Here is a 25,772-nt window from a genome sequence, read left to right on the forward strand (position 1 = left end):
TGGAGGGGATCGTATGAAGCTGGTTACCGTGGTAATCAAACCATTTAAGCTGGAGGACGTGCGTGAAGCCTTATCCTCTATTGGCATTCAGGGACTGACAGTTACCGAAGTGAAGGGTTTCGGTCGCCAGAAAGGTCACGCAGAGCTTTATCGCGGTGCCGAGTACAGCGTGAACTTCCTGCCAAAAGTAAAAATTGATATCGCCATTGCTGATGATCAACTGGACGAAGTCGTGGATGTGATCAGCAAAGCCGCTTACACCGGCAAGATTGGCGACGGCAAAATTTTCGTTGCGGAACTGCAACGCGTTATCCGTATTCGTACTGGCGAGACCGACGAAGCAGCACTGTAACTAGGCCTTGATTGTGATGGGATGGAAAGAAATGAATAAAATGATGACGAAGTTAGGCCTGACCAGCCTGGCGCTGTTACCGTCTCTGGCCATGGCGGCAGCTCCTGCCGTTGCGGATAAAGCCGATAACGCGTTTATGATGATCTGCACCGCGTTGGTGTTGTTCATGTCGATTCCGGGCATCGCCCTGTTTTACGGCGGTCTGATCCGCGGTAAAAACGTATTGTCCATGCTGACTCAGGTAGCGGTAACCTTCTCTCTGGTTTGTGTGCTGTGGATGATTTACGGTTACTCGCTGGCTTTCAGCGAAGGCAATGCCTTCTTCGGTAGCTTCCAGTGGGCGATGTTGAAAAATATCGAGCTGAAAGCGCTGATGGGCACCTTCTATCAATATATTCACGTTGCGTTCCAGGCTTCCTTCGCCTGTATCACCGTGGGCCTGATTGTGGGTTCCATTGCGGAACGTATTCGTTTCTCTGCGGTGCTGATTTTCGTTGCGGTATGGCTGACTCTGGCTTATCTGCCGATTGCACACATGGTCTGGGCTGGCGGTCTGCTGGCATCTGATGGCGCGCTGGACTTCGCGGGCGGTACCGTTGTTCACATCAACGCTGCGGTTGCTGGTCTGGTCGGTGCTTATCTGGTGGGCAAACGTGCTGGCTTCGGTAAAGAAGCATTTAAACCGCACAACCTGCCAATGGTGTTCACGGGTACTGCAATCCTGTATGTGGGCTGGTTCGGCTTCAACGCTGGTTCTGCTTCTGCTGCCAACGAAATCGCTGCCCTGGCATTCCTGAACACCGTCATTGCGACGGCGGGTGCGGTACTGTCCTGGACCTTCGGTGAGTGGGCACTGCGTGGTAAGCCTTCTCTGCTGGGTGCCTCTTCAGGCTTCATCGCAGGTCTGGTTGCTATCACTCCGGCGTGTGGTTATGTCGGTGTTGGCGGCGCGCTGATTATCGGTCTGGTCGGTGGTTTGGCTGGTCTGTGGGGTGTCACTACCCTGAAGAAATGGCTGCGTGTTGATGACCCGTGTGATGTGTTCGGTGTGCACGGCGTGTGTGGCATCGTGGGTTGTATCCTGACTGGTGTGTTCGCTTCCTCTTCACTGGGTGGCGTAGGTTATGCTGAAGGCGTAACCATGGGCCATCAGGTATGGATCCAGCTGTTCAGCGTGGGTGTCACTATCGTCTGGTCTGGTGTGGTTGCCTTCATTGGCTTCAAACTGGCCGATATGATTGTTGGCCTGCGTGTTCCGGAAGATCAGGAACGTGAAGGTCTGGATGTTAACAGCCACGGCGAAAACGCTTACAACCAGTAAGAGCCGGGCTGAAAAAGAGAGCAGTGCGCTAAAATAATAAAAAGCAGAAGGGGCGAGTCATCGCCCCTTTTTTTATTCGCTGCGTTGGCGCATCACCCCTTCCTGCACAGTGGTTGCCACCAGCGTGCCATCCTGAGTAAAAAACTCCCCGCGTACAAACCCGCGTGCACCTGATGCTGAGGTGCTGACAACGCTATACAGCAGCCATTCTGACAGGTCGAACGGGCGGTGGAACCACATTGAGTGGTCGATAGTCGCGACCTGCATGTCGGGCTCAAGGAAGCCTTTGCCGTGCGGCTGAAGCGCTACAGGCAGGAAGTTGAGGTCTGATGCATAGCCAAGCAGATATTGGTGAATCCGACGATCCTGCGGCAGTTGACCGTTAGCACGCACCCACACCTGACGTACCGGCTCATCAACACGGCCTTTCAGCGGGTTGTGAATCTGCACCGGACGAATATCGAGAGGACGTTCAGAGAGGAATTTTTCCCGTAATTTAATCGGCAGATGCGCTGCCAGCTTATGCGCCAGATCCTGTTCCGATGGCAAATTATCCGGGGCGGGGACCTGTGGCATGCTGTTCTGATGCTCAAATCCGCTTTCCGGTGCCTGGAACGAGGCCGTCATGTAGAAGATCGGTTGTCCATTTTGTACAGCGCTGACGCGGCGCGCGCTAAAGCTTTTGCCATCCCGTAGAGTTTCGACATCATAGATAATGGCTTTCTGGCTATCGCCCGGACGCAGGAAGTAACTATGGAATGAGTGAATGATACGTGCTTCCGGCACTGTCTGTTTCGCTGCATAAAGCGCCTGGCCAACCACCTGACCACCAAACACCTGACGCAGGCCGAGGTCTTCGCTTTGACCGCGAAATAATCCCTCTTCCAGTTTTTCCAGATTCAACAAATTAAGCAGGTTGTGCAGTGCCTGGCTCATAACGGATTCCTCAGTGATACCGGTCGGGCAAGTGTGAAAGATCCGACCAGTTGTCGTCAATCTTTTTGCCGTGGTTTCAGCAATCTAAGACCCGTCTTAAGCGCATTGCGGATTTTTGTGCCAGAATTAAGGGCATTCGGTGGTGGAATAGCTGCACATTATTTTTTCCCGCCGACAATCATAGTGTTCATAAGGAGACGACATCAATGAAACTCTGGCAAATCATTAGCGGTATGACATTGGCTGTGGCGGTCGCAGGGTGCGCGGATCACAGCAAACCGGTGGCAACGCCAACGTTGGGTGCAACGGTTGCCGGTCAGCAAACGGCCATTGCGCAGCCGAATGTAAGTGGCTCCATTTATATTCGCCAGCGTATTGCGTTACCGCCGGATGCGGTGCTGACAGTGACTCTGTCAGATGCCTCACAGTCCGATGCGCCATCCCGCGTGCTGGCGCAGCATGTGGTGCGTACCGAGGGTAAACAGGCACCGTTCCAGTTTGTGCTGCCCTTTAACCCGGCAGACATCCAGCCGAACGCACGCATTCTGTTGAGTGCAGCAATAGCCATTGATGGCAGACTGGCGTTTATCACTGATACGGTAAAACCGGTGATTAATCAGGGCGGAACCAAGGTCGAATTGTTGCTGGTGCCTACCACCAATATGGCGATGCCAACGCAGCCTGGTGCGGCAACGACCGTGCCGTCTACCTCTCCTACGCAGGTGACACCATCGTCTTCAGTGCCTGCGGCGACCAGTATGTAAACGGATATCGTCCCGGCGCGATTTATCGCACCGGGACGAATGTGTACCGGGTATCAATCCTGATCCCAACGATATCGCGGCAGTTCAATTTCTCCCGCATCACTCACTTCGATCCCTTCAGCTTCCAGCGCATCGCGCTGACGAAATAAATCATCACCCTGTAGCGAAATACGCCCGTGACGATTCAGGACTCGATGCCAGGGTAACTGGCTGCCTGGTGGGAGACGTTTCAGCACGCCACCCACCTGACGTGCCGCACGCGGGGAGCCAGCCAGACGGGCGACATCACCATAGGTCATCACTTTACCGGGGGGAATGGCGGCAACAATCTGCCACACGCGCTGCGGAAAGCTATCATGTTCACTCATTGGGTCGTCCTGAATAACCGCAAAGGGCAGACTTTAACATGAACCAGGGCACGTATAATCGCCTGTCTGTTCAAGAAAACAACGGTCATCCGGCGTTTGCTTGCAATTGCCGGGGGCTTACCTGATAATGCCAGCGCTCTCGTAATGAGGGCTAGTCAATGGGGGCCCTGTTGGTTCTCCCGCAATGCTAACTTGTGAACTCGGTCAGGTCCGGAAGGAAGCAGCCGCAGCAGGCGACGCGTGTGCCGGGATGTAGCTGGCAGGGCCTCCACCATTTCTGCCTCGAAAAAATCCCCTTAAATTCAATCAATAGCGTGCTGCTGGCACTCCTTTGCCAGTGAAAGGTCAATCCCTGAAAATTGGTTGCTGCAACAGGCTGGGCAAGAGAAGGGAAAAACTTAGCGGACGAACTTCCAGACAGACCCGGGCACTTTATCGTAGAGCTTATTCATCGTCAGCTCTGCAAGGCGGTGATCGGCAGCCGAGTAAAATACCGCTAACTCGTCATCGGACAATTCATACTTGTTTTTTTCAATCACCCGCTCAAGGGTATCGATTGAGCGACAGCGGCGCAGTCGCATCAAATAATCGGTTTTGGTTAAGGCTTGATTGCTCATAAATAAATCGTTCTCACTCTGATGCTAAAAGGAATGGCTGGGTTGCTGTAGAAAAGCGCACTCTTCGGCAAACAGGTTAAATAAGCGTCGTGCTGAACGTTGCCAACGTTGAAGATCCTGAGTATTGATTCCGTAACTGCTAAACAACATAAAGGTATCGTCAAGATATTCATCGATTTGCGTTATCAGTGCTTCATCTTCAACATGCTTAATTTTGTAATTCATCGTGAAAGACGCGATATGCTCAATCAAATCGTTGAGCTGTAAATTGCTTTCAGAAGTAGGATCATTAACCCAGCCATGATGACTGTCAGTTAATGTTGCCATACTTTCGTCAAACAGGTTCTCACACAGAAATTTAAGCTGGGCAATATCATGCCGTTTCGGTGAGTATTCGTCCATCTTTTTCCCCTCCATAGCTAGCACGGTTACCGCAGCGCGGCGAGATTTGGAAAAGCGGCCAGGAAGCGATCACGAATAAAATGAATTCAGCGACTCCTCAAATATAATCCAGATTCATTAGTTTTGCTCACCTCCATTACCAAATATTACAATTCATCGGCAGGTGAAGGGCGTGTATTGTCTATCACTTCGAACACCAGTGCGCCCGGCTGGATATGAAACAGAACATCTTCCTGACGTGTAAAGGTTTCATTTAAATCCTGACAAGGACTAAATAAATTCCACTGGAAATCGTAAAGCATTTTAAATCGATTATTAGCGATAATCTTGATGGAAATAATGCGAAAACTCTCGGGAACTAATCGCGCATTTTGTGAATACCATAGTAAATCACCCGCCAGCGCAGAGGCTATTTTGAGAATATTCCCTTGAATTAATGCCTGCAACTTTGTGCAGTTATCCTCACCGACCGCAATATCACAATGAATAATGGCCTGCATGGTTAACCCGGTATAAAGGCTGTTGTTTCTATCATTGGGGTTTCTGACAAACATTGCAAGCTCACCTTAAGTATAAATAGCTATTGTTGTGATGGATTGCATTGTGCTGAAGGGGAAAAGGGAGGTGAGCATCGCTGCTGGTTAACTTTTGAAACACTTTCCCTCGCAGTCGTCGAACAAATGATCTGATATCATTTCGTTATGTTATAACATTATTGGCTGTAATTTATGAATCACAGTGGTTTACTTCTGTCACTGGGCGGGCGTCTGCTCGTGGCGTTGTTGTTGGTTGCCCTGCTGGCACTGGCGATAGTTTGGGGGATGCAGAAATGATGCGCTTTCGTCATCTGCAGGCTGGCTATCAGGGGCAGTGTGTTACACCTACGATTAATGGGGAACTGTTTACGGGGAGTATGACTGCGCTGATTGGCGCCAATGGCAGCGGTAAATCCACGTTACTGAAAACCATTGCTGGTTTACTCGTTCCCATCTCTGGACGTTGTGAACTTGATGTTTCACGTAAGGAACTGGGTTGGCTTCCACAGCGTACTGAGTTGGAAACTCGATTTCCCATCACGGCGTATGAATTGGTTGCAATGGGGTGCTGGCCACGCAGTGGCTGGTTCCGAGCCATTAATCGCGCCATGCGCAAAGAAATTGATGCTGCGCTGGATGCGGTGCAGATGCGAGATTTTGCTGATGCACAACCTGCCACCCTGTCAGGTGGGCAATTGCAACGTGTTTTGTTTGCCCGTTTGATGTTGCAACGCAGTAAATTATGGCTGCTGGATGAACCCTTTAATGGCATTGATAGCCAGACTGTCACGCTATTGATGTCAATCCTGCAACAGCAGCAAGAGGCGGGCACGACCTTGTTAGTGGTGTTACACGACCGTCCTTTAGTTGAGCGTTACTTTCAGGATGTTTTGTCGCTGGATGAACCTGTATCTGAACACGGCACGCTGCTGCGGAGGCTGGCATCGTGACCCTACTGCAACCTTTTATTGAATTCGGTTTTATGCGTCGTGCGCTGGTGGCCTGTGTCGCACTGGCATTGAGCGCCACGCCACTCGGCGTGTTCCTCTCACTACGCCGTATGAGCCTGATTGGTGATGCGCTTTCGCACGCCGTTTTACCTGGTGCGGCTATTGGCTATCTCATCTCTGGCTTGTCGTTAGTGGCTATGGGGGTGGGTGGGTTGATTGCTGGCCTGGCGGTGGCGCTACTCTCGGGCGCGGTGAGTCGTTATACCCCATTAAAAGAAGATGCCAGCTTTGCCGGCTTTTATCTCGGTTCCCTTGCGCTTGGCGTCACCCTGGTTTCCTTGCGTGGTTCAAGCGTTGACCTGCTGCATGTGTTATTTGGCTCTCTGCTGGCAGTTGATAACGGTGCGATTTTGCTGGTGGGAGGGATTGCCGCCTTCACCTTAGTGATGCTGGCTGCCATCTATCGTCCATTAGTCATTGATGCTTTTGATCCGGATTTTCTACGTGCGCAGGGTAAATGGAGTGCCCCTCTGGTGCACGGCATTTTTCTCACCCTGGTCGTGCTCAATCTGGTGGCTGGTTTTCAGGTGCTGGGCACGTTGATGTCTGTAGGGTTAATGATGTTGCCCGCCGCCAGTGCCCGCTTCTGGAGTCGTCATCTCGCCTGCATGTTGGGCATCGCCATGTTGTTGGCCGTGGTGGCGGCGTTGATTGGATTGATATTGTCGTGGCTTTACTCCCTGCCTGCCGGGCCTGCGGTGGTTCTGAGTGCAGCCGGACTGTTTTTAATTTCTATTTTAACTGGACCTTGTGGCGGTTTACTGCGCCGCCAATAACGAAACTAATGAGGGGATACGTATGAAGAAGTTACCGATTAGCCTGGCGTTGGGTGCCATGTTGATCAGCCCGCTGGCGCTGGCAAAAACGGTGGATGCGGTAGCGAGTTTTACCGTGCTGGCGGATATCGTGAAACAAGTTGGTGGCGATCACGTTAAAGTGAAATCGCTGGTGGGGCCAAATGGCGATCCTCACACTTTTGAACCGACTCCGCAGGATAGCCAGGCACTGGCGCAGGCGGATGTGGTGTTTGTCAGCGGTCTGGGGCTGGAAGGCTGGATGGATCGATTGGTGAGCGCATCAGGTTACAAAGGCACGATGGTGGTGGCATCAACCGGTGTCAACAGTCGTGAGATGGTAGATGATGGTAAAACCATCACCGATCCGCACGCGTGGAACAGCATGGCGAATGGCGTGATTTATGCCACCAACGTCATGAACGCGTTAATCAAAGCCGATCCGGAAGATGCCGCTGCCATTCGTAAGCAGGGCGAAAACTATATCCAGCAATTACAGAAACTCGATAGCTGGGCAAAAACATCCTTTGCCGCTGTACCGCAGAATAAACGCAAAGTGCTGACCAGCCATGATGCGTTTGGTTATTTTGGCCAGCGCTATGGCGTGGAATTCCTCGCCCCGGTCGGTTTCTCAACGGAAGCGGAAGCCAGTGCCAGCGATGTCGCCTCGATCATCAAACAGCTCAAGGCTGAGCACATCAATACTTACTTTATGGAGAATCAGACCGATCCGCGTCTGGTGAAACAGATTGCTAACGCAACCGGTGCGAAACCGGGTGGCGAACTCTATCCGGAAGCATTGTCGGAGGCCAATGGTCCTGCTCCGACTTATGAAGCAGCATTCAAGCATAATGTGAATGCGCTGCTGAAAAGTATGAAGTAATAAAAAAGGCCGGGTATCAACCCGGCCAATTATCACGACACCATCCTAACGTTTTTTCTTCTTTCTTCCCTGTACCGCTTTAAAGCGCGGATTGGTTTTACAGATCACATAGATACGACCTTTACGACGCACGACTTTGCAATCTTTATGACGGGTCTTTGCTGAACGCAATGAACTCAATACCTGCATGTGGAACTCCGTTATGCCTTGCCGCGACCGAGGAAACGGCCAAAACGCTGGTTGAAGCGTGCCGCACTACCTTCTTTAGCAAAATCTTTCTGCTTGCCGGTGTAGTACACATGCGATTTTGAAGAAACATCGAGTGTGACATAGGGCAGCACTTCGCCTTCAAATTCGATAGTACGTTCAGTTTTGATGGTGGAGCCGACTTTGAAATATTCATTCGCCGTAGTGTCGTGGAACACCACCGGGCGGTAGTGGGGATGGATATCAGGTTTCATAATTTCTCGCCTTATGTAATGTTATAATATAACAATAGTATGAACCTGAGCGTCCCACAATGCAACTCGTAGCGTTACGATTTATCGCGCCACCCACGATGCCGCACCTGCCCCGTAGCGGCGCGATTTATCGCGCGGGTTGTGCTGAGAGCAAAAAAAAGGCCGCATCAGCGGCCTTTTAAGGAAGGAAAATCTTAGTGGCTATGGTTAACCGGATGGCCTTGTTCCAGTTCAGCTTTATTCTTGCTGAAACGGCGACGTACCACCACGAAGAACACCGGCACGAAGAAGATTGCCAGCGCGGTTGCGGTGACCATGCCGCCCATCACGCCTGTACCTACCGCGTTCTGTGCGCCAGAACCGGCACCGGTACTGATCGCCAGCGGCAGCACGCCGAGGATAAAGGCCAGCGAGGTCATCAGAATCGGGCGCAGACGCATACGGGATGCCTCAAGCGTTGATTCCACCAGGCCTTTGCCTTCTTTCTCCATCAAGTCCTTGGCGAACTCTACGATCAGGATGGCGTTCTTCGCCGACAGGCCGATGGTAGTCAGCAGACCCACCACGAAGTAGACGTCGTTGCTCAGACCACGCAGGGTAGTGAACAGCAACGCACCCACCACGCCGAGCGGAACCACCAACATTACCGAGAACGGAATCGACCAGCTTTCATACAGCGCAGCCAGACACAGGAACACCACAATCAACGAGATGGCGTACAGTGCCGGAGCCTGGTTACCGGACAGACGTTCCTGGTAGGACATGCCCGTCCAGTCATAGCCGATACCGGCTGGCAGTTTCGCCGCCAGTTCTTCCATCAGGTTCATGGCATCACCGGAGCTTTTACCCGGTGCAGCCTGGCCGAGAATTTCCATCGACGGCAGGCCGTTATAACGTTCCAGACGTGGTGAACCATACTGCCACTTCGCACTGGAGAAGGCAGAGAATGGCACCATCTCACCGGCGCTGTTACGTACATACCATTTGCTGACGTCATCCGGCAGCATACGTGAATCTGGCTGCCCCATAACGTACACCTTCTTCACGCGACCACGGTCGATGAAGTCGTTAACGTAGGAACCACCCCATGCCGCACCCAGCGTGGTGTTGATGTCAGACAGCGAAACACCCAGTGCTGAGGCTTTTTCCTGATCGATAATCAGTTTGTACTGCGGAGTATCTTCCAGGCCGTTAGGACGCACGCCCACCAGCGTATCCGGGTGCTGAGCGATCATACCGAACAGCTGATTACGTGCTTCGGTCAGCTTCTCATGTCCCAGGTTACCCTGATCAATGAGCTGGAAGTCGAAACCGGTGGCGTTACCCAGCTCGATAATCGCCGGCAGGTTGAACGGAATGACCATCGCATCTTTGATGGAACCCAGCGCACGCATCGCACGAGCGGCAAGGGCAGGCACTTTCATGTCGGCACTGCTACGCTCGTCCCACGGCTTGAGGCTGACGAAGGCGATACCGGTGTTCTGTCCACGACCGGCAAAGCCGAAGCCGTTAACGGTAAACACCGAGTTCACGCTGTCTTTCTCTTTAGTCAGGAAGTAATCCGTCACCTGGTCGAGCACTTTCTGCGTACGTTCCTGAGTCGCACCGGCAGGCAATTGCGCCTGAGCCAGCAGCAGCCCCTGATCCTCTTCCGGCAGGAACGAGGTAGGAAGACGCAGGAACAGATACGCCATGCCGACAACGATGATCAGATAAAGTACCAGGTAACGACCGGTGCTGCGTACGATATGACCAACGCTATCAACGTAGTGATGGGTGCTCTTATCGAACAGGCGGTTAAACCAGCCGAAGAAACCGGTGGTTTTGCCGTGGCTGCCTTTCTCTACGGGTTTCAGCATGGTTGCGCACAGCGCAGGTGTCAGAATCAACGCCACCAGCACCGACAGGGCCATTGCTGACACGATGGTGATGGAGAACTGACGATAAATAACCCCGGTAGAGCCACCAAAGAAGGCCATCGGAATAAATACCGCAGAGAGCACCAGCGCAATACCCACCAGCGCACCCTGAATCTGCTCCATCGATCGTTTCGTGGCTTCCTTGGGCGGCAGCCCCTCCTCGGCCATCACACGCTCAACGTTTTCTACCACCACGATGGCGTCATCCACCAACAGGCCGATGGCGAGCACCATCCCGAACATGGTGAGCGTGTTTATCGAGTAGCCGCAGGCGGCGATAATCGCAAAGGTTCCGAGCAATACGACCGGTACTGCAATGGTCGGGATCAGTGTGGCGCGGAAGTTCTGTAGGAACAGATACATCACCAGGAACACCAGCACGATCGCTTCCATCAGGGTTTTCACCACTTCGAAGATGGAGATTTTAACGAACGGCGTGGTGTCATACGGATAAACCACTTTCAGGCCGGTCGGGAAGAACGGTTGTAGCTTCGCCAGCTCGGCTTTTACCGCATCAGCGGTATCCAGGGCGTTAGCGCCGGTCGCCAGCTTGATACCGATACCGGAAGCGGGTTTACCGTTGTAACGGGCGATGATGTCGTAGTTTTCCCCGCCCAGCTCAATCTTCGCCACGTCACGCAGACGCACCTGCGAACCATCGGTGTTGACCTTCAGCAGAATGTTGCCGAACTCGTCGGTCGATGTCAGACGGGTCTGAGCAATGATCGAGGCGTTCAACTGCTGTCCAGGCACCGGAGGTGTACCACCTAACTGACCGGCGGCCACCTGGGTGTTCTGGGTTGTCAGTGCGCTGATCACATCGACCGGTGTCAGCTGGAAGTTGTTGAGTTTGTGCGGATCAAGCCAGATACGCATCGCATACTGCGCACCAAATACCTGGGTATCACCCACCCCAGGAGTACGGCTGATCGGATCTTTGATGTTCGACGCAACGTAGTCCGAGATATCGTTCTGCGTCATGTTCGGATCATCACTGACAAAACCGGCCACCATCAGGAAGCTGCTGGAGGATTTTTTAACCTGAATCCCCTGCGACTGAACTTCCTGGGGCAGCAACGGCATCGCCAGTTGCAGTTTGTTCTGCACCTGAACCTGGGCAATATCCGCATCCGTACCGGACTGGAAAGTCAGGGTCAGGGTCAGCGTACCGGACGAGTCACTGCTCGAGGACATATACATCAGTCCATCGATACCATTCATATTTTGTTCGATGACCTGGGTCACCGAGTCTTGCAGCGTTTTCGCATCAGCACCCGGGTAGGAGGCCTGGATCTCAACTGCCGGCGGCGCAACATTAGGATATTGCTCGATAGGCAGACTGATGATCGATAGCGCACCCGCCAACATAATGATGATGGCGATTACCCACGCAAAAATGGGGCGATCGATAAAAAACTTAGCCATGTATTAACGGCTCCTGTTTATGAAGACGATTTTTCAGACTGTGCCTGAGATGCGGCAGCGGCTTTCGTGTCGTCTGATACTTCTTGTGGTGTTACCTGCGCACCGGGTTTGGCACGTTGCAGACCGACGGTGATCACGCGATCGCCTGCTTTCAATCCTTCGGTCACCAACCATTTATCACCAATCGCCTGGTTGGCTGTCAGGTTGCGCAATTCAACTTTGTTATCGGCTCCGACAACCATGGCTGTGGCCTGACCGGTTGGGGTACGGGTTACTGCCTGCTGAGGCACCAGCAACGCACTCGGATTGGTACCTTCATCCAGACGCGCACGGACAAACATGCCAGGCAACAGGCGGCCATCCGGGTTCGGGAAGATCGCTCGCAGGGTAATCGAGCCGGTGGTTTCGTCGACGGTCACGTCGGAGAACTCCAGCGTACCGGCCTGTGAGTAGGTGCTGCCGTTTTGCATCAACAGAACAACATTGGCTTTGCCGTCGGTCTGTTTCAGCTGACCAGCTTCCAGCTCGGCGCGCAAACGCAGGAAATCATCGCTGGATTGGGTCACGTCAACATACATCGGATCGAGCTGCTGCACGGTAGCCAGCGCGGTAGTCTGCGCACTCGAAACCAGCGCACCTTCCGTCACGGAAGATTTACCAATACGTCCGCTAATTGGGGAGGTCACCTTGGTGTATGCCAGATTAATGCGGGCACTTTCCACGTTCGCCTGTGCGGCCTGTACGGCTGCGGCATTCTGCGCGGCGGTAGCGACGGCGGTGTCATAATCCTGCTGGCTAATGTACTTGGTACCCAGCAGCGGCTTATAGCGTTTAACCGTCAAATCTGCGATGCGCGCATTGGCTTGCGCTTCTGCCAGGGCACCTTTTGCATTGTCGTAAGCCGCCTGATAGGTAGCGGGATCGATCTGATACAGGGAAACCCCTGCTTTAACGTCACTGCCTTCAACAAAGTTACGCTTCAGAATGATACCTGAGACCTGAGGGCGAACTTCCGCAACACGGAAAGCCGAAGTACGGCCAGGGAGTTCAGTGGTGATTTTCAGTGGCTCGTTTTTTAACGTCACAACACCCACTTCAGGGGGCTGCTGCTGGGCGGCTTGCTGGGATTTATTATCATCACATCCTGTCAATACAAAGCTGCCTGAAAGCATCAGGACGGCCGCCAGAGGGGCTAATCCTCTGTTTTTATTCATAAATAAACCTCGAGTGTCCGATATCAAATGATCAATGGATCACAAACCGTTAAACCCATTGCTGCGTTAAAACACGGGTCGTGCTATGGTACATACATTCACAAATGTATGTAAACTTGCCAGTTTGTAAAAAAAGTCCGCTATGGCACGAAAAACCAAAGCACAAGCACTTGAAACGCGTAATCAAATTCTTGATGCCGCGTTAGCTCACTTCTCAGAACACGGTGTTGCCGCCACATCACTGGCGGATATCGCTGCGGCTGCCGGCGTCACGCGGGGAGCCATCTACTGGCATTTCAAGAATAAAGCCGATCTGTTACATGAAATCTGGTTGCAATGTGACGCTGGACTTGACGATGTGGAACTTGAGTATCAAACAAAATACCCCGACGATCCACTCTCTGTTATGCGTTCGATGTTGATCTATATCCTTGACGCTACTGCAAAGGATCCCAAAAGACGCGCACTAATGGAGATCATTTTCCACAAATGCGAATTTGTGGGTGAAATGGCAACCTTGCAGAATATGCAGCAAAGCTTACTGCTGGAATGTTACGACAGAATAGAAGAGGTGCTGCGTGCATGCATTGATGCGGGTCAGTTGCCCGGCAGCCTCAACACCCGTCAGGCAGCGTTGATTATGCGCGCCTACGTTAATGGCATGATGGAAAGTTGGCTGTTTACCCCGGAAAGTTTTGATCTGGCGGCAGAAGCGCCGGGCCTGGTTGAAGCCCTGTTGGATATGTTGCGCTTCAGCCCAACATTATCCAACGGTATTCATTCGTAAAGGCACGATTTATCGCGCCGTTACGGGGATTTTTCTGCGGCTTGTTTCTGTTCATAATCGCGTCGGACAATTGCCAACGCGGCCAGCACCGTGGTGGTGGGAACCTGGTTCTCCTCAAGCAGTTGAATCAGATCCACTGCCAGTTTGATTTCGTCTGGTGCCGTTTCCAGTGACATCGTCTCTCCTAAATACGTAATTTCATCACCACCAGCAGCATCACCACGGCGCCAGCCAGTGCCATGCCCAGGGTCGCCACGCTAAGGGTTACCATGTCGCCCGCGTTAAAATAACTGGCGATATAACCGCCGATCAGCGCACCTATCACCGCCAGTATCAGCGTAACGATAAAGCCACCAGGTCGTCCGGGAAATAGCACCCGTTTTAGCCAGCCGGCGGCAAGACCGGTCAAAATCCAGGCGATAAAAGCCATATGCAACTCCTCATCTCAGGAGAAATGAGTATAGAGGAAAGATCACGGCGCTTACCGTGCGGTAAATTGCAGCTCCAGCTTGTGGATGGCCTGGCGACAGCGTCCCAGACGCGCCTGAAGCTGCTCCAGCTCACGAATCAATTGCTGCTGGACGCTTAAGGTTTCGGCATGTTGCAGATGCTGCTCACGTTCGGCGATCATCGCCAGCAACCGCGTCTCATAACCTCGATACTCTTCACGTTTCTGTTGTTTGACATCAGTATGTGGCCGTTCACGCGCCACGCGCAGTTGCTGGCTCTGGCACTCACGTTGTAAAGCAGCAATCTGATCCACGACTTTATCGGCCAGCCACTGCCGACGCGTGGCGTCCTGATCAGCGGCGGTGAGCTGGGCGATATTGTGTTCCAGCTCTTGCAGATAGTCGGCGAGGCGTGTTCCTTTGCAGTGGAACAACTGCGCATCAAAACGCGGCTGCCGGCAGCTCCCATCTGGTTGCTGAGCGATTTGCTGGCGCAGCAGTACCAGCGTGGATTGAAGACGTTGTTGTGGGCGTGGCAAGGGCATCACTCTTTTCCCGACTGTGTTAACGTAGCGCGGTATCGATTTTATCAGGCATCCGTTATGCAACGCATTTTATTACTGAGCCTTGGCTGGCTGGCAATTGTGCTGGGCACGCTGGGGATTGTATTACCTTTATTACCTACCACGCCATTTGTGTTGCTGGCGGCCTGGTGTTTTGCCCGTTCCTCACCGCGTTTCCATCACTGGTTGTTATGGCGTTCACCTTTTGGTCGTTATCTGCGCCACTGGCAGCGCCATCGTGCGATGCCACCTGGAGCAAAAGGTCGTGCCATGCTGCTGATTATCCTTACTTTTGCTGTGTCCATCTGGTTGGTTCATCTGTGGTGGGTGCGCATTATGCTTGGCGTGATGTTGTGCATCTTGCTGCTGTTTATGTGGCGGATTCCGGTGGTGGCAGAAAGTACAGACGAACGTGAAACGTAGCGACAGGGTTGCATTTAGGCGACCATTTGCTTAGATTTGGGCCTCTTCGTGCGTGGCTTCCCTTTGTGAACTGACTTCGCTTAACCCGGTCCTCCGGGTAATGGCGCTATGGGAGCTGCGCGAAATAGAGATTTCACCAGGCGTAACACTATGACCGCAACTGCTCAGCAGCTTGAACTCATTAAAAACAGCATCAAAAGCATTCCTGACTACCCCAAACCGGGCATTCTGTTCCGTGACGTCACCAGTCTGATGGAAGACCCGCAAGCCTATGCGGCGTCGATTGCCATCCTCGTTGAGCGTTATCGTGACAAAGGCATCACCAAAGTGGTGGGGACGGAAGCGCGTGGTTTCCTGTTTGGCGCGCCGGTCGCGCTGGGTTTAGGCGTGGGTTTTGTGCCGGTGCGTAAGCCGGGCAAACTGCCGCGAGCCACCTTTAGCGAAAGCTATGAACTGGAGTACGGTACCGACACACTGGAATTGCATCAGGATGCTATCCAGCCGGGTGACGTGGTGCTGGTGGTGGATGATCTGCTGGCGACCGGTGGCACTATCGAAGCTACCGTGAAACTGATCCGTCGTGCAGGCGGTGAGGTGAAAGATGCTGCTTTCATTATTAACCTGTTTGATCTGAGTGGCGAAACGCGTCTGAAAGCGATGGGCCTCGATTGCTTCAGCCTGGTTAATTTCCCCGGCCACTAAGGCCAGCGCGCTCCGTTATCCGACGGGGCGCATCTCCGCAAAGTTATAGGCATCTTGGGTGTTGGCTGTTAAACTACTGCCAAAATAAACAGGGTTTGCAAAGCAGCGTTTTTCCCCTTTTGACTGACAGTGGGCCTCGGCTCCTTAGTCGTGCCGCTGTGCCAACTCAACCAAATCCAGTGATCGAATCCACATGAGCTATCAGGTACTTGCGCGAAAATGGCGTCCCCAGGCTTTCGCTGACGTAGTCGGTCAGGAACATGTGCTGACTGCGCTGGCCAACGGGTTGTCACTGGGACGAATCCATCATGCTTATCTCTTTTCCGGCACCCGTGGCGTAGGTAAAACCTCGATTGCGCGTCTGCTGGCAAAGGGCCTCAACTGCGAAACCGGCATCACCTCGACGCCTTGTGGCGTGTGCGATAACTGCCGTGAAATCGAGCAGGGACGTTTTGTCGATCTGATTGAGATCGATGCGGCGTCGCGCACCAAAGTTGAAGACACCCGTGATTTACTCGATAACGTGCAATACGCGCCAGCGCGTGGCCGCTTCAAAGTCTATCTGATTGATGAAGTACACATGCTGTCACGTCACAGCTTTAACGCGTTGCTGAAAACGCTGGAAGAGCCGCCATCACACGTTAAATTTCTGCTGGCGACCACCGATCCGCAAAAGCTGCCGGTCACCATTTTATCCCGTTGCTTACAGTTCCATCTCAAAGCGTTGGATGTCGAACAGATTCGCCAGCAACTGGAGCATATTTTACAGCAGGAGCAGATCGCCGCCGAACCGCGCGCGTTGCAACTGCTGGCGCGCGCTGCCGAAGGCAGTATGCGTGATGCACTCAGCCTGACCGATCAGGCGATTGCGATGGGGCAGGGTAGTGTGACGCGTGATAGCGTGGCACAGATGCTCGGCACGCTGGACGATGAGCAGCCGTTAGCGTTGATTGAAGCGTTAAGCGAAGGCAACGGTGAACAGGTGATGGCGCTGCTGAACCAGGCGGCGTCACGCGGCGTCGAGTGGGAAGCCTTGCTGGTGGAAATGCTGCGTCTGCTGCACCGTATCGCCATGGTACAACTGTTGCCAGGCTCGCTCAGCGAGGATGAAGTCAACCAGGCGCAACGTCTGCGCGAACTGGCGCGGGTATTGCCGCCAGCCGACGTGCAACTTTATTACCAGACGCTGCTGATGGGGCGTAAAGATCTGCCGCTGGCACCGGATCGCCGTCTGGGTGTGGAAATGACGTTATTACGTGCGCTGGCGTTTCACCCGCAGGCGTTGATTGCCGAACCGGTTGCACGCCCGGTGCTGACGCCGCAGGCGGCTCCGGCTGCTGCACCGTTAGTGGCGGCGCAACCACAAATGGCACCGCCGCAGACTGAAGCGCCGCCGATTCCTGCCGATTATCCAGATATGGCTCCTGCGCCGGAAAATCTGTCGGATGCCACCAGCCAGTTGTTACAGGCCCGTACGCAGTTATTGCGTCAGGGAGCCAGCAAAGCAAAAAAGAGTGAGCCGGCAGCGCGTTCCGCGCGGCCGGCTAATGCGGCACTGGAACGCCTGGCGAATGTCACGGAACGGGTGCAGCAACGAGCAAGTGAACCGGCGGTAAAAGCGGCGGCAAAACCGGAAGCCTATCGCTGGAAAGCGCAAACGCCGACCGAGGTTATCGCTGAGCCGGTCGCGACGCCAAAAGCCTTGCGTTCAGCGCTGGAGCATGAGAAAACCCCTGAGCTGGCGCAACGTCTGGCGGAAGAAGCGCAGCAGCGCGATGCCTGGGCGGCGGAAATCGCCGCTCTGACGTTGCCAAAGCTGGTGCAGCAACTGGCGCTGAACGCCTGGAAAGAGCAGGGCGATAATCAGGTGTGTCTGCATCTGCGCAGCAGCCAGCGTCATCTGAATTCAGGTGGTGCGCGCCAGGCATTGGCCGAGGCACTCAGCCATGCGGCAGGTGAGACGGTTGAACTGACCATTATTGAAGACGATAATTCCGCGGTATTGACGCCACTGGAATGGCGTCAGGCCATTTATGAAGAGAAACTGTCGCAGGCGCGTCAGTCGATCATTAGCGATACCCACATTCAGACCTTGCGTCGTTTCTTTGACGCGGATTTGGATGAAGAGAGTATTCGACCCGTATGAACATGCTGCCGTGCGATGAGCGCGCGACGCAGCCCCAGCAGAGAGAGAAGACTATGTTTGGAAAAGGCGGATTGGGCAACCTGATGAAACAGGCCCAGCAGATGCAGGACAAAATGGCCAAAGTTCAGGAAGAGATCGCCGCGCTGGAAGTCACTGGCGAATCAGGTGCTGGCCTGGTCAAAGTGACCATCAACGGCGCGCATAACTGCCGTCGCGTGGAAGTGGATCCGAGCCTGCTGGAAGATGACAAAGATATGCTGGAAGATCTGATCGCTGCCGCGTTCAATGACGCCGCACGCCGTATCGATGAAACGCAGAAAGAGAAAATGGCTTCTGTGTCTGCCGGTATGCAGCTGCCGCCAGGCTTCAAGATGCCGTTCTGATGCAAACCAGTCCACTGCTTGAATCCTTGATGGAGTCGCTGCGTTGTCTGCCGGGGGTTGGCCCGAAGTCAGCGCAGCGTATGGCCTTTCATCTGTTGCAGCGCGATCGCAGCGGTGGCATGCGCCTGGCGCAGGCGTTAACGCGCGCGATGTCGGAAATCGGCCACTGTGCCGATTGCCGCACGTTCACCGAGCAGGAGATCTGCACCATCTGCGCCAATCCGCGTCGTCAACAAAACGGCCAGATTTGCGTGGTGGAAAGTCCGGCGGATATCCACGCCATTGAGCAGACCGGCCAGTTCGCAGGTCGCTACTTTGTGCTGATGGGCCACCTGTCGCCGCTGGATGGTATCGGCCCGCAGGATATCGGGCTGGATCGTCTGGAGCAGCGCCTGGAGCAGGAAACGTTGCAGGAAGTGATCCTCGCGACCAATCCTACGGTGGAAGGAGAAGCCACGGCCAACTATATCGCCGAGCTGTGCAGCCAGTACGGCGTGGATGCCAGCCGCATTGCACACGGCGTGCCGGTGGGCGGTGAGCTGGAGATGGTCGATGGCACCACGCTGTCGCACTCGCTGGCTGGACGTCACAAGATTAAATTTTAATCACTTGCCGGTATCAATCTTGATACCGGCTTGAAATTCTCCGCACCATCCCCATCTCTTCCTCAACGTTCGATCAACCCGATTCAGTTGAGGTAGCAATGACCATGAAAGGACAAGAGACGCGTGGCTTCCAGTCAGAGGTAAAACAACTTCTGCACCTGATGATCCATTCCCTCTATTCAAATAAAGAGATTTTCCTGCGTGAACTGATCTCCAACGCCTCCGATGCGGCTGACAAACTGCGCTTCCGCGCGCTGTCGTCACCGGATCTGTACGAAGGCGACGGCGACCTGCGCGTGCGGATCTCGGTCAACAAGGAAAATCGTACGCTGACGCTGAGTGATAACGGCATCGGTATGCGTCGTGATGAGGTGATTGAGAACCTCGGCACCATCGCAAAATCAGGCACCAAAGCGTTTCTGGAGTCGATGGGTTCTGACCAGGCAAAAGATAGCCAGCTGATTGGTCAGTTCGGTGTCGGTTTCTACTCGGCATTTATCGTGGCTGATAAAGTCACCGTGCGTACCCGCGCCGCCGGTGCCAGCGCCGAAGAAGGTGTGTTCTGGGAATCGGCCGGTGAGGGCGAATATACCCTGGCTGAGATCGAGAAAGCCGATCGCGGCACCGAGATCACCCTGCATATGCGTGAAGGCGAGGATGAATTCCTTGATGCCTGGCGTGTGCGCAGCATCATCGGCAAATATTCCGATCACATCGCGCTGCCGGTCGAGATCGAAAGCAAAGATGAAGAGAGCGACACCACCAGCTGGGAAAAAATCAACAAAGCCCAGGCGCTGTGGACGCGCAACAAAGCTGAGATCAGCGACGAAGAGTACCACGAATTCTATAAACACATCGCCCATGACTTCAGCGAGCCTGCGGCCTGGAGCCACAACCGCGTGGAAGGTAAGCAGGAGTACACCAGCCTGCTGTATATCCCGGCACGCGCCCCGTTTGACATGTGGAACCGCGACCACAAACACGGCCTGAAACTTTACGTCCAGCGCGTGTTTATCATGGACGACGCCGAACAGTTTATGCCGAACTACCTGCGTTTCGTGCGTGGTCTGATTGATTCCAACGACCTGCCGCTTAACGTTTCGCGTGAAATTCTGCAAGACAGCCGCGTGACCCAAAGCCTGCGCGGTGCGCTGACCAAGCGTAGCCTGCAAATGCTGGAAAAACTGGCGAAAGATGACGCGGAAAAATATCAGCAGTTCTGGAAAGAGTTCGGCCTGGTGCTGAAAGAAGGCCCGGCCGAAGATCATGCTAATCAGCAGCAGATTGCGAAGCTGTTGCGTTTTGCCACCACGCAAAGCGAAGGTGCCGAGCAGACGATTTCTCTGGACGACTATCTGAGCCGCATGGTGGAAGGCCAGGACAAGATTTACTACATCACCGCTGACAGCTATGCCGCCGCCAAGAGCAGCCCGCATCTGGAGCTGTTCCGCAAAAAAGGCATCGAGGTGCTGCTGCTGTCCGATCGTATCGACGAATGGATGATGAGCTACCTCACCGAGTTTGACGGTAAAACCTTCCAGTCGGTGAGCAAAGCGGATGAGTCGCTGAGCAAACTGGCCGACGAAGAAACCGAAGAACAGAAAGAAGCGGAAAAAGCGCTGGAGCCGTTCGTTGATCGCGTGAAAACCCTGCTGGGCGAGCGTGTCAAAGAGGTACGTTTAACCCATCGTCTGACGGATACGCCGGCGATTGTCACCACCGATGCCAACGAAATGAGCACCCAGATGGCGAAATTGTTCGCGGCGGCGGGCCAGGAAGTGCCGGATGTGAAATACATCTTTGAACTGAACCCGGATCATACGCTGGTGAAACGTGTGGCGGATACCCAGGATGAAAGCCGCTTTGGCGAATGGGTGGAACTGCTGCTCGACCAGGCGCTGCTGGCTGAGCGCGGTACGCTGGACGATCCGAACCAGTTTATTCGTCGTATGAATCAGTTGTTAACTGCCTAAACAGCACAAGGGCGACCAGCAGGTCGCCCTTTATTGCTCACATCAGCGCAAGTTTAGTGCTGCCTCGTTTGCCCAAACTTAAAGTTTGATCTTCATACCGCGTGATAACGCTTGTTTCTTCTCGTGAAGTCTTTCTTTCGTTGGTAAATACACGCCGTGATAATATCGATAGATTTCACTGCTGATGGAAAAGACTAGTTCATCCCAATATTCTGATTGATAGAACAGTTCAGACAGAGCAATGTTGTACTGATCCTTATTGGGATCGTCAGCAGGTGTTTTCTCGTGCAGTGTTGTTCGGTATTGATGGAGATTATCGGGATGGATGCTTTCTTCAAGAATGTTATTGATGACAGTGTCGGTATGTAGTCCTGCATCTCTGGGTTTACCAGACATAACGGCAAGCGTGTGAAGTGATGTCTGTATGTCTGGTATAGTACTGGCAACAATCTCGTTGCTAAACCCATTGGCGAATTTTGTGATTTCATAGAGCGCATCATCGTACTTAAGCGACTGGAGTAGGTATTCAGCAAGTTCTTCGTCGTTCTTGTTTGCGAGTGAAATAAAACCCGTCTTTTCGAACCGCTCGGTCATAATCTTTCGGCGAAACCAATCTTCATCAATATGAAATAAGAAAAAGAGGACGTTGTCATACTCAATGCCCGTCCCCAGTTTATCGGAAAAATAGTCATAATATTTATCTTTATAATCTTCAGGTAATTTTGTGACAGCATAAGCAGCATGATATTCTTGCAATGATTTGTGCAAAAAAACATAGCGATTAAAACCATCGGGTTGTATCAGGCAGGTGATGCTAATGATGTCATGCAAAAAGTTATCGCGTTCTTGCTCATCAAGAGCGGCGGTATCCAGCGCCCGGGCAGCGTAAGCGTGGAGATTTTCCTCGTTGAACTCATAGACTTCATCTTCCATGGCAAATAAACACATCGCCGAAAAACACCATTGAATTTCGTCTGTTTGTAATTTACAGCGGCGTTGCCTGGACAAGGCCTTGATACGGTCATGCTTGTGATACAAGGTGGTAAACAACAGGCGATAAAAATCCACGGCAGTTCGTGGTAGTTCATCCCAGTCATGATAGCAGGCATGTAACAGGGTCAACAGGATAGGACTCACCAGCGTATTCGCTAACCCAGAATTCGTTCTGAGAAGCTGGGATAATTCGTTGAAATCATCGGGCGTGGCGAGTTTTTTAAGTATGCCGTATCTGTCCTTATCCGTAAGTGATTTGACAAAAACATTGGTGATGCCAGCTTCACTGCATATCTCAGTATCGGGGCGACTGGTGACAATGACAGGGCAGCGATATTTTTTATTAATTTCAAAAATAGATCGGATAAAAGCAGAGCGCAGGTTATCTTTAATTTCATCAAAACCGTCCAGTAAAATGATGATTTTTCCTGACGACAAGAGTTGCTCTAAAGCATCCTGATTAAGATCGAATCCTAATATGTTTAATTGCGCGTGAAGATATTCCAGGACGTTGCCGTCCTCAATACGGCGTAATTCCAGGAAGAAAGGCAATCGACGATGCTTTCTGATCTCTTCAAGAAACAGTTTACGCAGAATGGTACTTTTGCCTTGTCCGGCAATCCCAATGATGTTGACGATGTTCTGTGAGATTATCTGTGCGCCATCACTGACAATCAGTTCGGTCTTTTCCGGCCTGTTTTCAATGGTGAGCGGATAATAAATATCTTCAAGCAAAACGTCATAATCGGGATTATGCAAAGTGCGCATACGCAGAGCAGCATAAGCATGCTTTTCCAGATAGGCCTGCTGAATGTGGGGTGATTGCATTTGGCTGAGAAGTTTTTTGCCTGCTTTTCGGGTTGGGATCCAGTCGACCTTCAGCAACTTTTCAACCATGACTTTTGTCGCTTCACCAATACCACTATTCAGTAGTTGGGCAATAAGTGCATCCATAACGTATCCTCATACCATTCACGTTTTACGTTTATGTAATAAGTATCTTATTGGCAATAGTGATCAGTGGTGCGCTTCGTCCCTCAACCAATCACGAAACAAGGTAATCTCCGCATCATGCTGACGTGACGCCTTGGTCATCATCCAGGTGGCGCGATCCACCCGCACAAAACCAAGTGGCGCGATCAGTGTGCCGTCGTGTAATTCTTGCCGCACCAGCAAACGCGGTGCCATGATCACGCCCAGGCCATTTCTGGCTGCCTGAATGCCCAACGTCAAATTATCAAAATGTTTTCCCACCCAGAAATTCCCTCGCGTACCGCTGGTTTTTGCCCACTCCGCCCAGGCGTGAAGTCGGGTATCAGCATGCAGAAGGGGTAAGGCGGCGAGATCCTGCTCACTCTGGAAGCGTGCGGCAAATTGGGGGGCACAGAGCGGGCCGATGTAATCATCGCTAATCAGGGTGGCATCAATGTCTTCATCAGGTGTTTGTTCGTAACTGTGAATCAGAACATCGGTATGTTCACTGCGTAACTGGTCAATTTCTACCAGTTGCTGGAACTGGATCTCAATATCAGGATAGCGCAGATAAAAAGTGCCGATGCGCGGGATCAGCCATTGGGAAAGAAAACTCGGCGCGCAGGAGACGCTAAGATGGTGACGCATGCCGGTGCGGATACTTTCACAGGTCGTGGAGAGTTCGCTGAAGGCCTTCTGACAACTGACCAGTAATCGCTCACCATGTGAGGTTAATTTGACACGTCCATTTGTACGGACAAACAGAGGCTTACCCATCCAGCTTTCCAGCTGTCGGACCTGATGGCTGATGGCGCTATGGGTCACATGCAGACGTTCTGCGGCTACGCTAAAACTGCTGTGCAGTGCCGCCTGGTGGAAATAATGCAGTGCACGTAACGAAGGTAGCCCGGTCATACTCATCCCCTGTGTAAAAACCTAACAGGGATTGTCAGTTTATATCATTTTAAAGTCCAGCCGCATTCCCCTAACCTTTCCCCCTGATTCTGGCGGGTTGACTGGCAGGCGTCTCTGTGTTTCGCCGGTAATTTCTGCCACGGATCCGAGCCTCATCCGCCATCACACAGCACAATAAACAGAGAAAAATCACGCGATGGCTTCACAGAATGCTTCTGCCAGGGCGGCGGCGCGCGATCAGCTTCGCGGCCAGCTTTCCCGCCATTATCGGCTTGAACAGTATGATCTCTTCTTTGCACCTTCATTGCATATTGCGCGGGTGCTGCTTTCCCAACTGTTTTTACGCCAGGAGCAGGCGCGTAACCAAACCCGCTATGCGTCGCATTATCCTGTCAGTGAATTAAGTATCCTGGCAGCAGTGCCGGTGATGGCGGGGAATATTGCTCTGGTTGAACATATTGACCTGTTTCAGGGGCGGGTACGCGCGCTGGCTGAATGCCAGAGCCAGGGCGTCACCGATGCATCTGAGTCTTTCGCCACGTTGTTGCACCGACGGCTGATAAGCGAGGCGCGACTGTTTGTCACACGGCTCGATCGTCACGCGGCGCTGGGAACGGATTTAGTATTGATCGCCTTACGTACCCATGATTTCAGTACCCTGGTGCGCAGTGAGTTGCGCCTGTTTGAACAGGGGCTGGCGCTGGGTGATGCGCCGGAGCAGGCGTTGGCACAGATGGCGGCTGCGCAATGGCGACCTTATAATATCGCCAGCGTTGATACCATCACGCTGGAAGCGCCATTTTCGCTGCAATCTTTGCAACAGCCGGGTCTGTCATTCGCGGTGCTGCCGATTATGCCGGGTAAGCTGCCAAACTCGCCGCAGCCTGATTTGCATCAGTGGCCCGAGCGTGGGCGCGTCCTTCTTCGTGCCAATGTGCGTGGCAGCGCCAACAAAAGTCAGAATATGACAATGAAACTGACGAAGCGCCTGCGCGAGCTGTTAAATAGCGGTCGCAATTCTGAAAATGCGGAAAAATCCCGCGTCGGGCTGGTATCGGTGGCAAAAGGCAGTAAAGTAGGACATTAGCCGTTACCGCGCCCCTTTCCTTGTGGTGGGCGGGGCATAGTGGTATGGTCTTCGCCTTCTCAGATTGATCAATGCGATTCGCAAGGGGAATTACGCAATGCGTATTATTCTGCTCGGGGCACCGGGCGCAGGTAAAGGCACTCAGGCTCAATTCATCATGGAGAAATACGGTATTCCGCAAATCTCCACAGGTGACATGCTGCGTGCGGCAGTGAAAGCGGGCACTGAGCTGGGCCAGCAGGCGAAAGCCATTATGGATGCCGGTAAACTGGTGACTGACGAGCTGGTAATTGCGCTGGTTAAAGAGCGTATTACTCAGGAAGACTGCAAAAACGGTTTTTTGCTTGATGGCTTCCCGCGCACCATTCCGCAGGCTGATGCCATGAAAGAAGCCGGTATCAGCGTCGATTTCGTGCTGGAGTTTGCCGTACCGGATGAACTGATTGTGGATCGTATTGTAGGTCGTCGCGTGCATGCGGCGTCGGGTCGCGTTTATCACGTTAAGTACAATCCGCCGAAAGTGGAAGGTAAAGACGACGTGACCGGCGAAGAGCTGACAACACGTAAAGATGACCAGGAAGAAACGGTGCGTAAGCGTCTGGTGGAATACCATCAGCTGACTGCGCCGCTGATTGCTTACTACAGCAAAGAAGCGGAAGCCGGTAACACCCAATACCACAAAATCGACGGCACCCGTCAGGTTGCTGAAGTGAGTGCACAGCTGGCCGCGATTCTCGGCTAAGCCAGTTAAGGGCCGGTTTATCGGCCCTTT

At 52.9% G+C, this 25,772-nt stretch carries 29 protein-coding genes, 1 other RNA gene and 1 other annotated feature; of the genes, 16 read left to right on the forward strand and 14 right to left on the reverse strand.

Features of this window, described 5'->3' with window-relative positions; all coding sequences use genetic code 11:
* Positions 1-13 precede the first annotated feature (13 nt).
* Together glnK and amtB are read left to right on the forward strand one after the other, a co-directional pair.
* Positions 14-352, forward strand: a complete 339-nt coding sequence (gene glnK / locus AC6I8N_RS05165; protein WP_007886947.1) for a P-II family nitrogen regulator — start codon at positions 14-16, stop codon at positions 350-352.
* A 31-nt stretch (positions 353-383) separates the two neighbouring features.
* Positions 384-1,673, forward strand: a complete 1,290-nt coding sequence (gene amtB / locus AC6I8N_RS05170) for an ammonium transporter AmtB (RefSeq protein ID WP_013508147.1) — start codon at positions 384-386, stop codon at positions 1,671-1,673.
* 72 nt (positions 1,674-1,745) lie between these two features.
* Here amtB and tesB read toward each other — a convergent pair whose 3' ends face one another.
* The gene (tesB, locus tag AC6I8N_RS05175) at positions 1,746-2,609 is read right to left on the reverse strand and encodes an acyl-CoA thioesterase II (RefSeq protein WP_021185829.1); all 864 of its coding nucleotides are present in this window, start codon (positions 2,607-2,609) and stop codon (positions 1,746-1,748) included.
* 206 nt (positions 2,610-2,815) lie between these two features.
* Between tesB and AC6I8N_RS05180 the strand changes: the two genes are divergently transcribed.
* On the forward strand, positions 2,816-3,373 hold the full coding sequence (locus tag AC6I8N_RS05180; RefSeq protein ID WP_208724965.1) for a YbaY family lipoprotein: 558 nt from the start codon (positions 2,816-2,818) through the stop codon (positions 3,371-3,373).
* Between the two features lie 53 nt (positions 3,374-3,426).
* Here the strand turns inward: AC6I8N_RS05180 and AC6I8N_RS05185 are convergent, their stop codons facing one another.
* Positions 3,427-3,741 (reverse strand): MGMT family protein, encoded by a 315-nt coding sequence (locus AC6I8N_RS05185; protein WP_497830181.1) that lies wholly within the window; start codon positions 3,739-3,741, stop codon positions 3,427-3,429.
* Between the two features lie 168 nt (positions 3,742-3,909).
* Here AC6I8N_RS05185 and ffs point away from each other — a divergent pair.
* Positions 3,910-4,006: signal recognition particle sRNA small type (gene ffs, locus AC6I8N_RS05190), an RNA gene on the forward strand.
* A 133-nt stretch (positions 4,007-4,139) separates the two neighbouring features.
* Here ffs and hha read toward each other — a convergent pair.
* From hha to AC6I8N_RS05205, 3 genes are all read right to left on the reverse strand, one after another.
* Positions 4,140-4,358, reverse strand: a complete 219-nt coding sequence (hha, locus tag AC6I8N_RS05195; RefSeq protein WP_013508151.1) for a hemolysin expression-modulating protein Hha — start codon at positions 4,356-4,358, stop codon at positions 4,140-4,142.
* A 24-nt stretch (positions 4,359-4,382) separates the two neighbouring features.
* The gene (tomB, locus tag AC6I8N_RS05200) at positions 4,383-4,760 is read right to left on the reverse strand and encodes an Hha toxicity modulator TomB (RefSeq protein ID WP_021185827.1); all 378 of its coding nucleotides are present in this window, start codon (positions 4,758-4,760) and stop codon (positions 4,383-4,385) included.
* A gap of 146 nt (positions 4,761-4,906) precedes the next feature.
* Entirely contained in the window at positions 4,907-5,260 is a 354-nt protein-coding gene (locus tag AC6I8N_RS05205) for a hypothetical protein (protein WP_497830664.1), read from the reverse strand.
* Between the two features lie 329 nt (positions 5,261-5,589).
* On the opposite strand from AC6I8N_RS05205, the gene AC6I8N_RS05210 reads away from it, so the two are divergent.
* The 3 genes from AC6I8N_RS05210 to AC6I8N_RS05220 are packed head-to-tail and all read left to right on the forward strand — an operon-like array spanning position 5,590 to position 7,983.
* A complete protein-coding gene (locus AC6I8N_RS05210) occupies positions 5,590-6,246 on the forward strand; it encodes a metal ABC transporter ATP-binding protein (RefSeq protein WP_497830182.1) in 657 nt (218 codons plus the stop codon).
* A complete protein-coding gene (locus AC6I8N_RS05215; protein ID WP_497830183.1) occupies positions 6,243-7,082 on the forward strand; it encodes a metal ABC transporter permease in 840 nt (279 codons plus the stop codon). Before AC6I8N_RS05210 ends, AC6I8N_RS05215 begins: the two co-directional genes overlap by 4 nt.
* A gap of 22 nt (positions 7,083-7,104) precedes the next feature.
* Positions 7,105-7,983, forward strand: a complete 879-nt coding sequence (locus AC6I8N_RS05220; RefSeq protein ID WP_497830184.1) for a metal ABC transporter substrate-binding protein — start codon at positions 7,105-7,107, stop codon at positions 7,981-7,983.
* A gap of 45 nt (positions 7,984-8,028) precedes the next feature.
* Here the strand turns inward: AC6I8N_RS05220 and ykgO are convergent, their stop codons facing one another.
* The 4 genes from ykgO to AC6I8N_RS05240 form a co-directional block, all read right to left on the reverse strand.
* Positions 8,029-8,172 (reverse strand): type B 50S ribosomal protein L36, encoded by a 144-nt coding sequence (gene ykgO / locus AC6I8N_RS05225; RefSeq protein ID WP_013508157.1) that lies wholly within the window; start codon positions 8,170-8,172, stop codon positions 8,029-8,031.
* Positions 8,173-8,183: 11 nt separating this feature from the next.
* Positions 8,184-8,444 carry a type B 50S ribosomal protein L31 gene (locus AC6I8N_RS05230; protein ID WP_021185821.1) on the reverse strand — a complete coding sequence of 87 codons (261 nt, stop codon included), beginning with the start codon at positions 8,442-8,444 and terminating at the stop codon, positions 8,184-8,186.
* Between the two features lie 194 nt (positions 8,445-8,638).
* Positions 8,639-11,788, reverse strand: coding sequence for an efflux RND transporter permease subunit (locus AC6I8N_RS05235; protein ID WP_497830185.1), 3,150 nt, complete (start codon positions 11,786-11,788; stop codon positions 8,639-8,641).
* Between the two features lie 17 nt (positions 11,789-11,805).
* Complete coding sequence (locus AC6I8N_RS05240) at positions 11,806-13,002, reverse strand: efflux RND transporter periplasmic adaptor subunit (RefSeq protein ID WP_021182282.1); 1,197 nt, start codon at positions 13,000-13,002, stop codon at positions 11,806-11,808.
* A 142-nt stretch (positions 13,003-13,144) separates the two neighbouring features.
* On the opposite strand from AC6I8N_RS05240, the gene acrR reads away from it, so the two are divergent.
* Positions 13,145-13,789: a multidrug efflux transporter transcriptional repressor AcrR gene (gene acrR / locus AC6I8N_RS05245; protein ID WP_021182283.1), complete on the forward strand. Its 645-nt coding sequence runs from the start codon at positions 13,145-13,147 to the stop codon at positions 13,787-13,789.
* A 20-nt stretch (positions 13,790-13,809) separates the two neighbouring features.
* On the opposite strand, the gene rsmS is transcribed toward acrR, so the two are convergent.
* The 3 genes from rsmS to priC are packed head-to-tail and all read right to left on the reverse strand — an operon-like array spanning position 13,810 to position 14,783.
* Positions 13,810-13,965: a pleiotropic regulatory protein RsmS gene (gene rsmS / locus AC6I8N_RS05250; RefSeq protein ID WP_021182284.1), complete on the reverse strand. Its 156-nt coding sequence runs from the start codon at positions 13,963-13,965 to the stop codon at positions 13,810-13,812.
* 8 nt (positions 13,966-13,973) lie between these two features.
* On the reverse strand, positions 13,974-14,219 hold the full coding sequence (locus AC6I8N_RS05255) for a GlsB/YeaQ/YmgE family stress response membrane protein (protein ID WP_021182285.1): 246 nt from the start codon (positions 14,217-14,219) through the stop codon (positions 13,974-13,976).
* A gap of 51 nt (positions 14,220-14,270) precedes the next feature.
* Positions 14,271-14,783, reverse strand: a complete 513-nt coding sequence (gene priC / locus AC6I8N_RS05260; protein WP_497830186.1) for a primosomal replication protein PriC — start codon at positions 14,781-14,783, stop codon at positions 14,271-14,273.
* 57 nt (positions 14,784-14,840) lie between these two features.
* Between priC and AC6I8N_RS05265 the strand changes: the two genes are divergently transcribed.
* The 6 genes from AC6I8N_RS05265 (at position 14,841) to htpG (ending at position 21,033) form a co-directional block, all read left to right on the forward strand.
* A complete protein-coding gene (locus AC6I8N_RS05265) occupies positions 14,841-15,224 on the forward strand; it encodes a DUF454 family protein (protein WP_021182287.1) in 384 nt (127 codons plus the stop codon).
* 150 nt (positions 15,225-15,374) lie between these two features.
* Positions 15,375-15,926, forward strand: coding sequence for an adenine phosphoribosyltransferase (gene apt / locus AC6I8N_RS05270; protein ID WP_497830187.1), 552 nt, complete (start codon positions 15,375-15,377; stop codon positions 15,924-15,926).
* Positions 15,927-16,119: 193 nt separating this feature from the next.
* A complete protein-coding gene (gene dnaX / locus AC6I8N_RS05275; protein WP_497830188.1) occupies positions 16,120-18,072 on the forward strand; it encodes a DNA polymerase III subunit gamma/tau in 1,953 nt (650 codons plus the stop codon).
* Positions 17,414-17,475 (forward strand) — a sequence feature (DnaX frameshifting element). It overlaps the preceding gene by 62 nt.
* A gap of 53 nt (positions 18,073-18,125) precedes the next feature.
* Entirely contained in the window at positions 18,126-18,455 is a 330-nt protein-coding gene (locus AC6I8N_RS05280; RefSeq protein WP_021182290.1) for a YbaB/EbfC family nucleoid-associated protein, read from the forward strand.
* Positions 18,455-19,060, forward strand: a complete 606-nt coding sequence (recR, locus tag AC6I8N_RS05285; RefSeq protein WP_208724971.1) for a recombination mediator RecR — start codon at positions 18,455-18,457, stop codon at positions 19,058-19,060. Before AC6I8N_RS05280 ends, recR begins: the two co-directional genes overlap by 1 nt.
* A gap of 98 nt (positions 19,061-19,158) precedes the next feature.
* Entirely contained in the window at positions 19,159-21,033 is a 1,875-nt protein-coding gene (gene htpG / locus AC6I8N_RS05290) for a molecular chaperone HtpG (protein ID WP_208724972.1), read from the forward strand.
* A gap of 78 nt (positions 21,034-21,111) precedes the next feature.
* Here the strand turns inward: htpG and AC6I8N_RS05295 are convergent, their stop codons facing one another.
* Both AC6I8N_RS05295 and AC6I8N_RS05300 read right to left on the reverse strand, forming a co-directional pair.
* Positions 21,112-22,980, reverse strand: coding sequence for an NACHT domain-containing protein (locus tag AC6I8N_RS05295; RefSeq protein WP_497830189.1), 1,869 nt, complete (start codon positions 22,978-22,980; stop codon positions 21,112-21,114).
* 63 nt (positions 22,981-23,043) lie between these two features.
* A complete protein-coding gene (locus AC6I8N_RS05300) occupies positions 23,044-23,913 on the reverse strand; it encodes a LysR substrate-binding domain-containing protein (protein ID WP_021182294.1) in 870 nt (289 codons plus the stop codon).
* Between the two features lie 196 nt (positions 23,914-24,109).
* Between AC6I8N_RS05300 and AC6I8N_RS05305 the strand changes: the two genes are divergently transcribed.
* Both AC6I8N_RS05305 and adk read left to right on the forward strand, forming a co-directional pair.
* Positions 24,110-25,000: a DUF6024 family protein gene (locus tag AC6I8N_RS05305; protein ID WP_021182295.1), complete on the forward strand. Its 891-nt coding sequence runs from the start codon at positions 24,110-24,112 to the stop codon at positions 24,998-25,000.
* A 97-nt stretch (positions 25,001-25,097) separates the two neighbouring features.
* Positions 25,098-25,742, forward strand: a complete 645-nt coding sequence (gene adk, locus AC6I8N_RS05310) for an adenylate kinase (protein ID WP_021182296.1) — start codon at positions 25,098-25,100, stop codon at positions 25,740-25,742.
* The last annotated feature ends 30 nt before the right edge of the window (positions 25,743-25,772 follow it).

Source organism: Pantoea sp. X-Soil-TKNS-1279 (genome assembly GCF_059730565.1).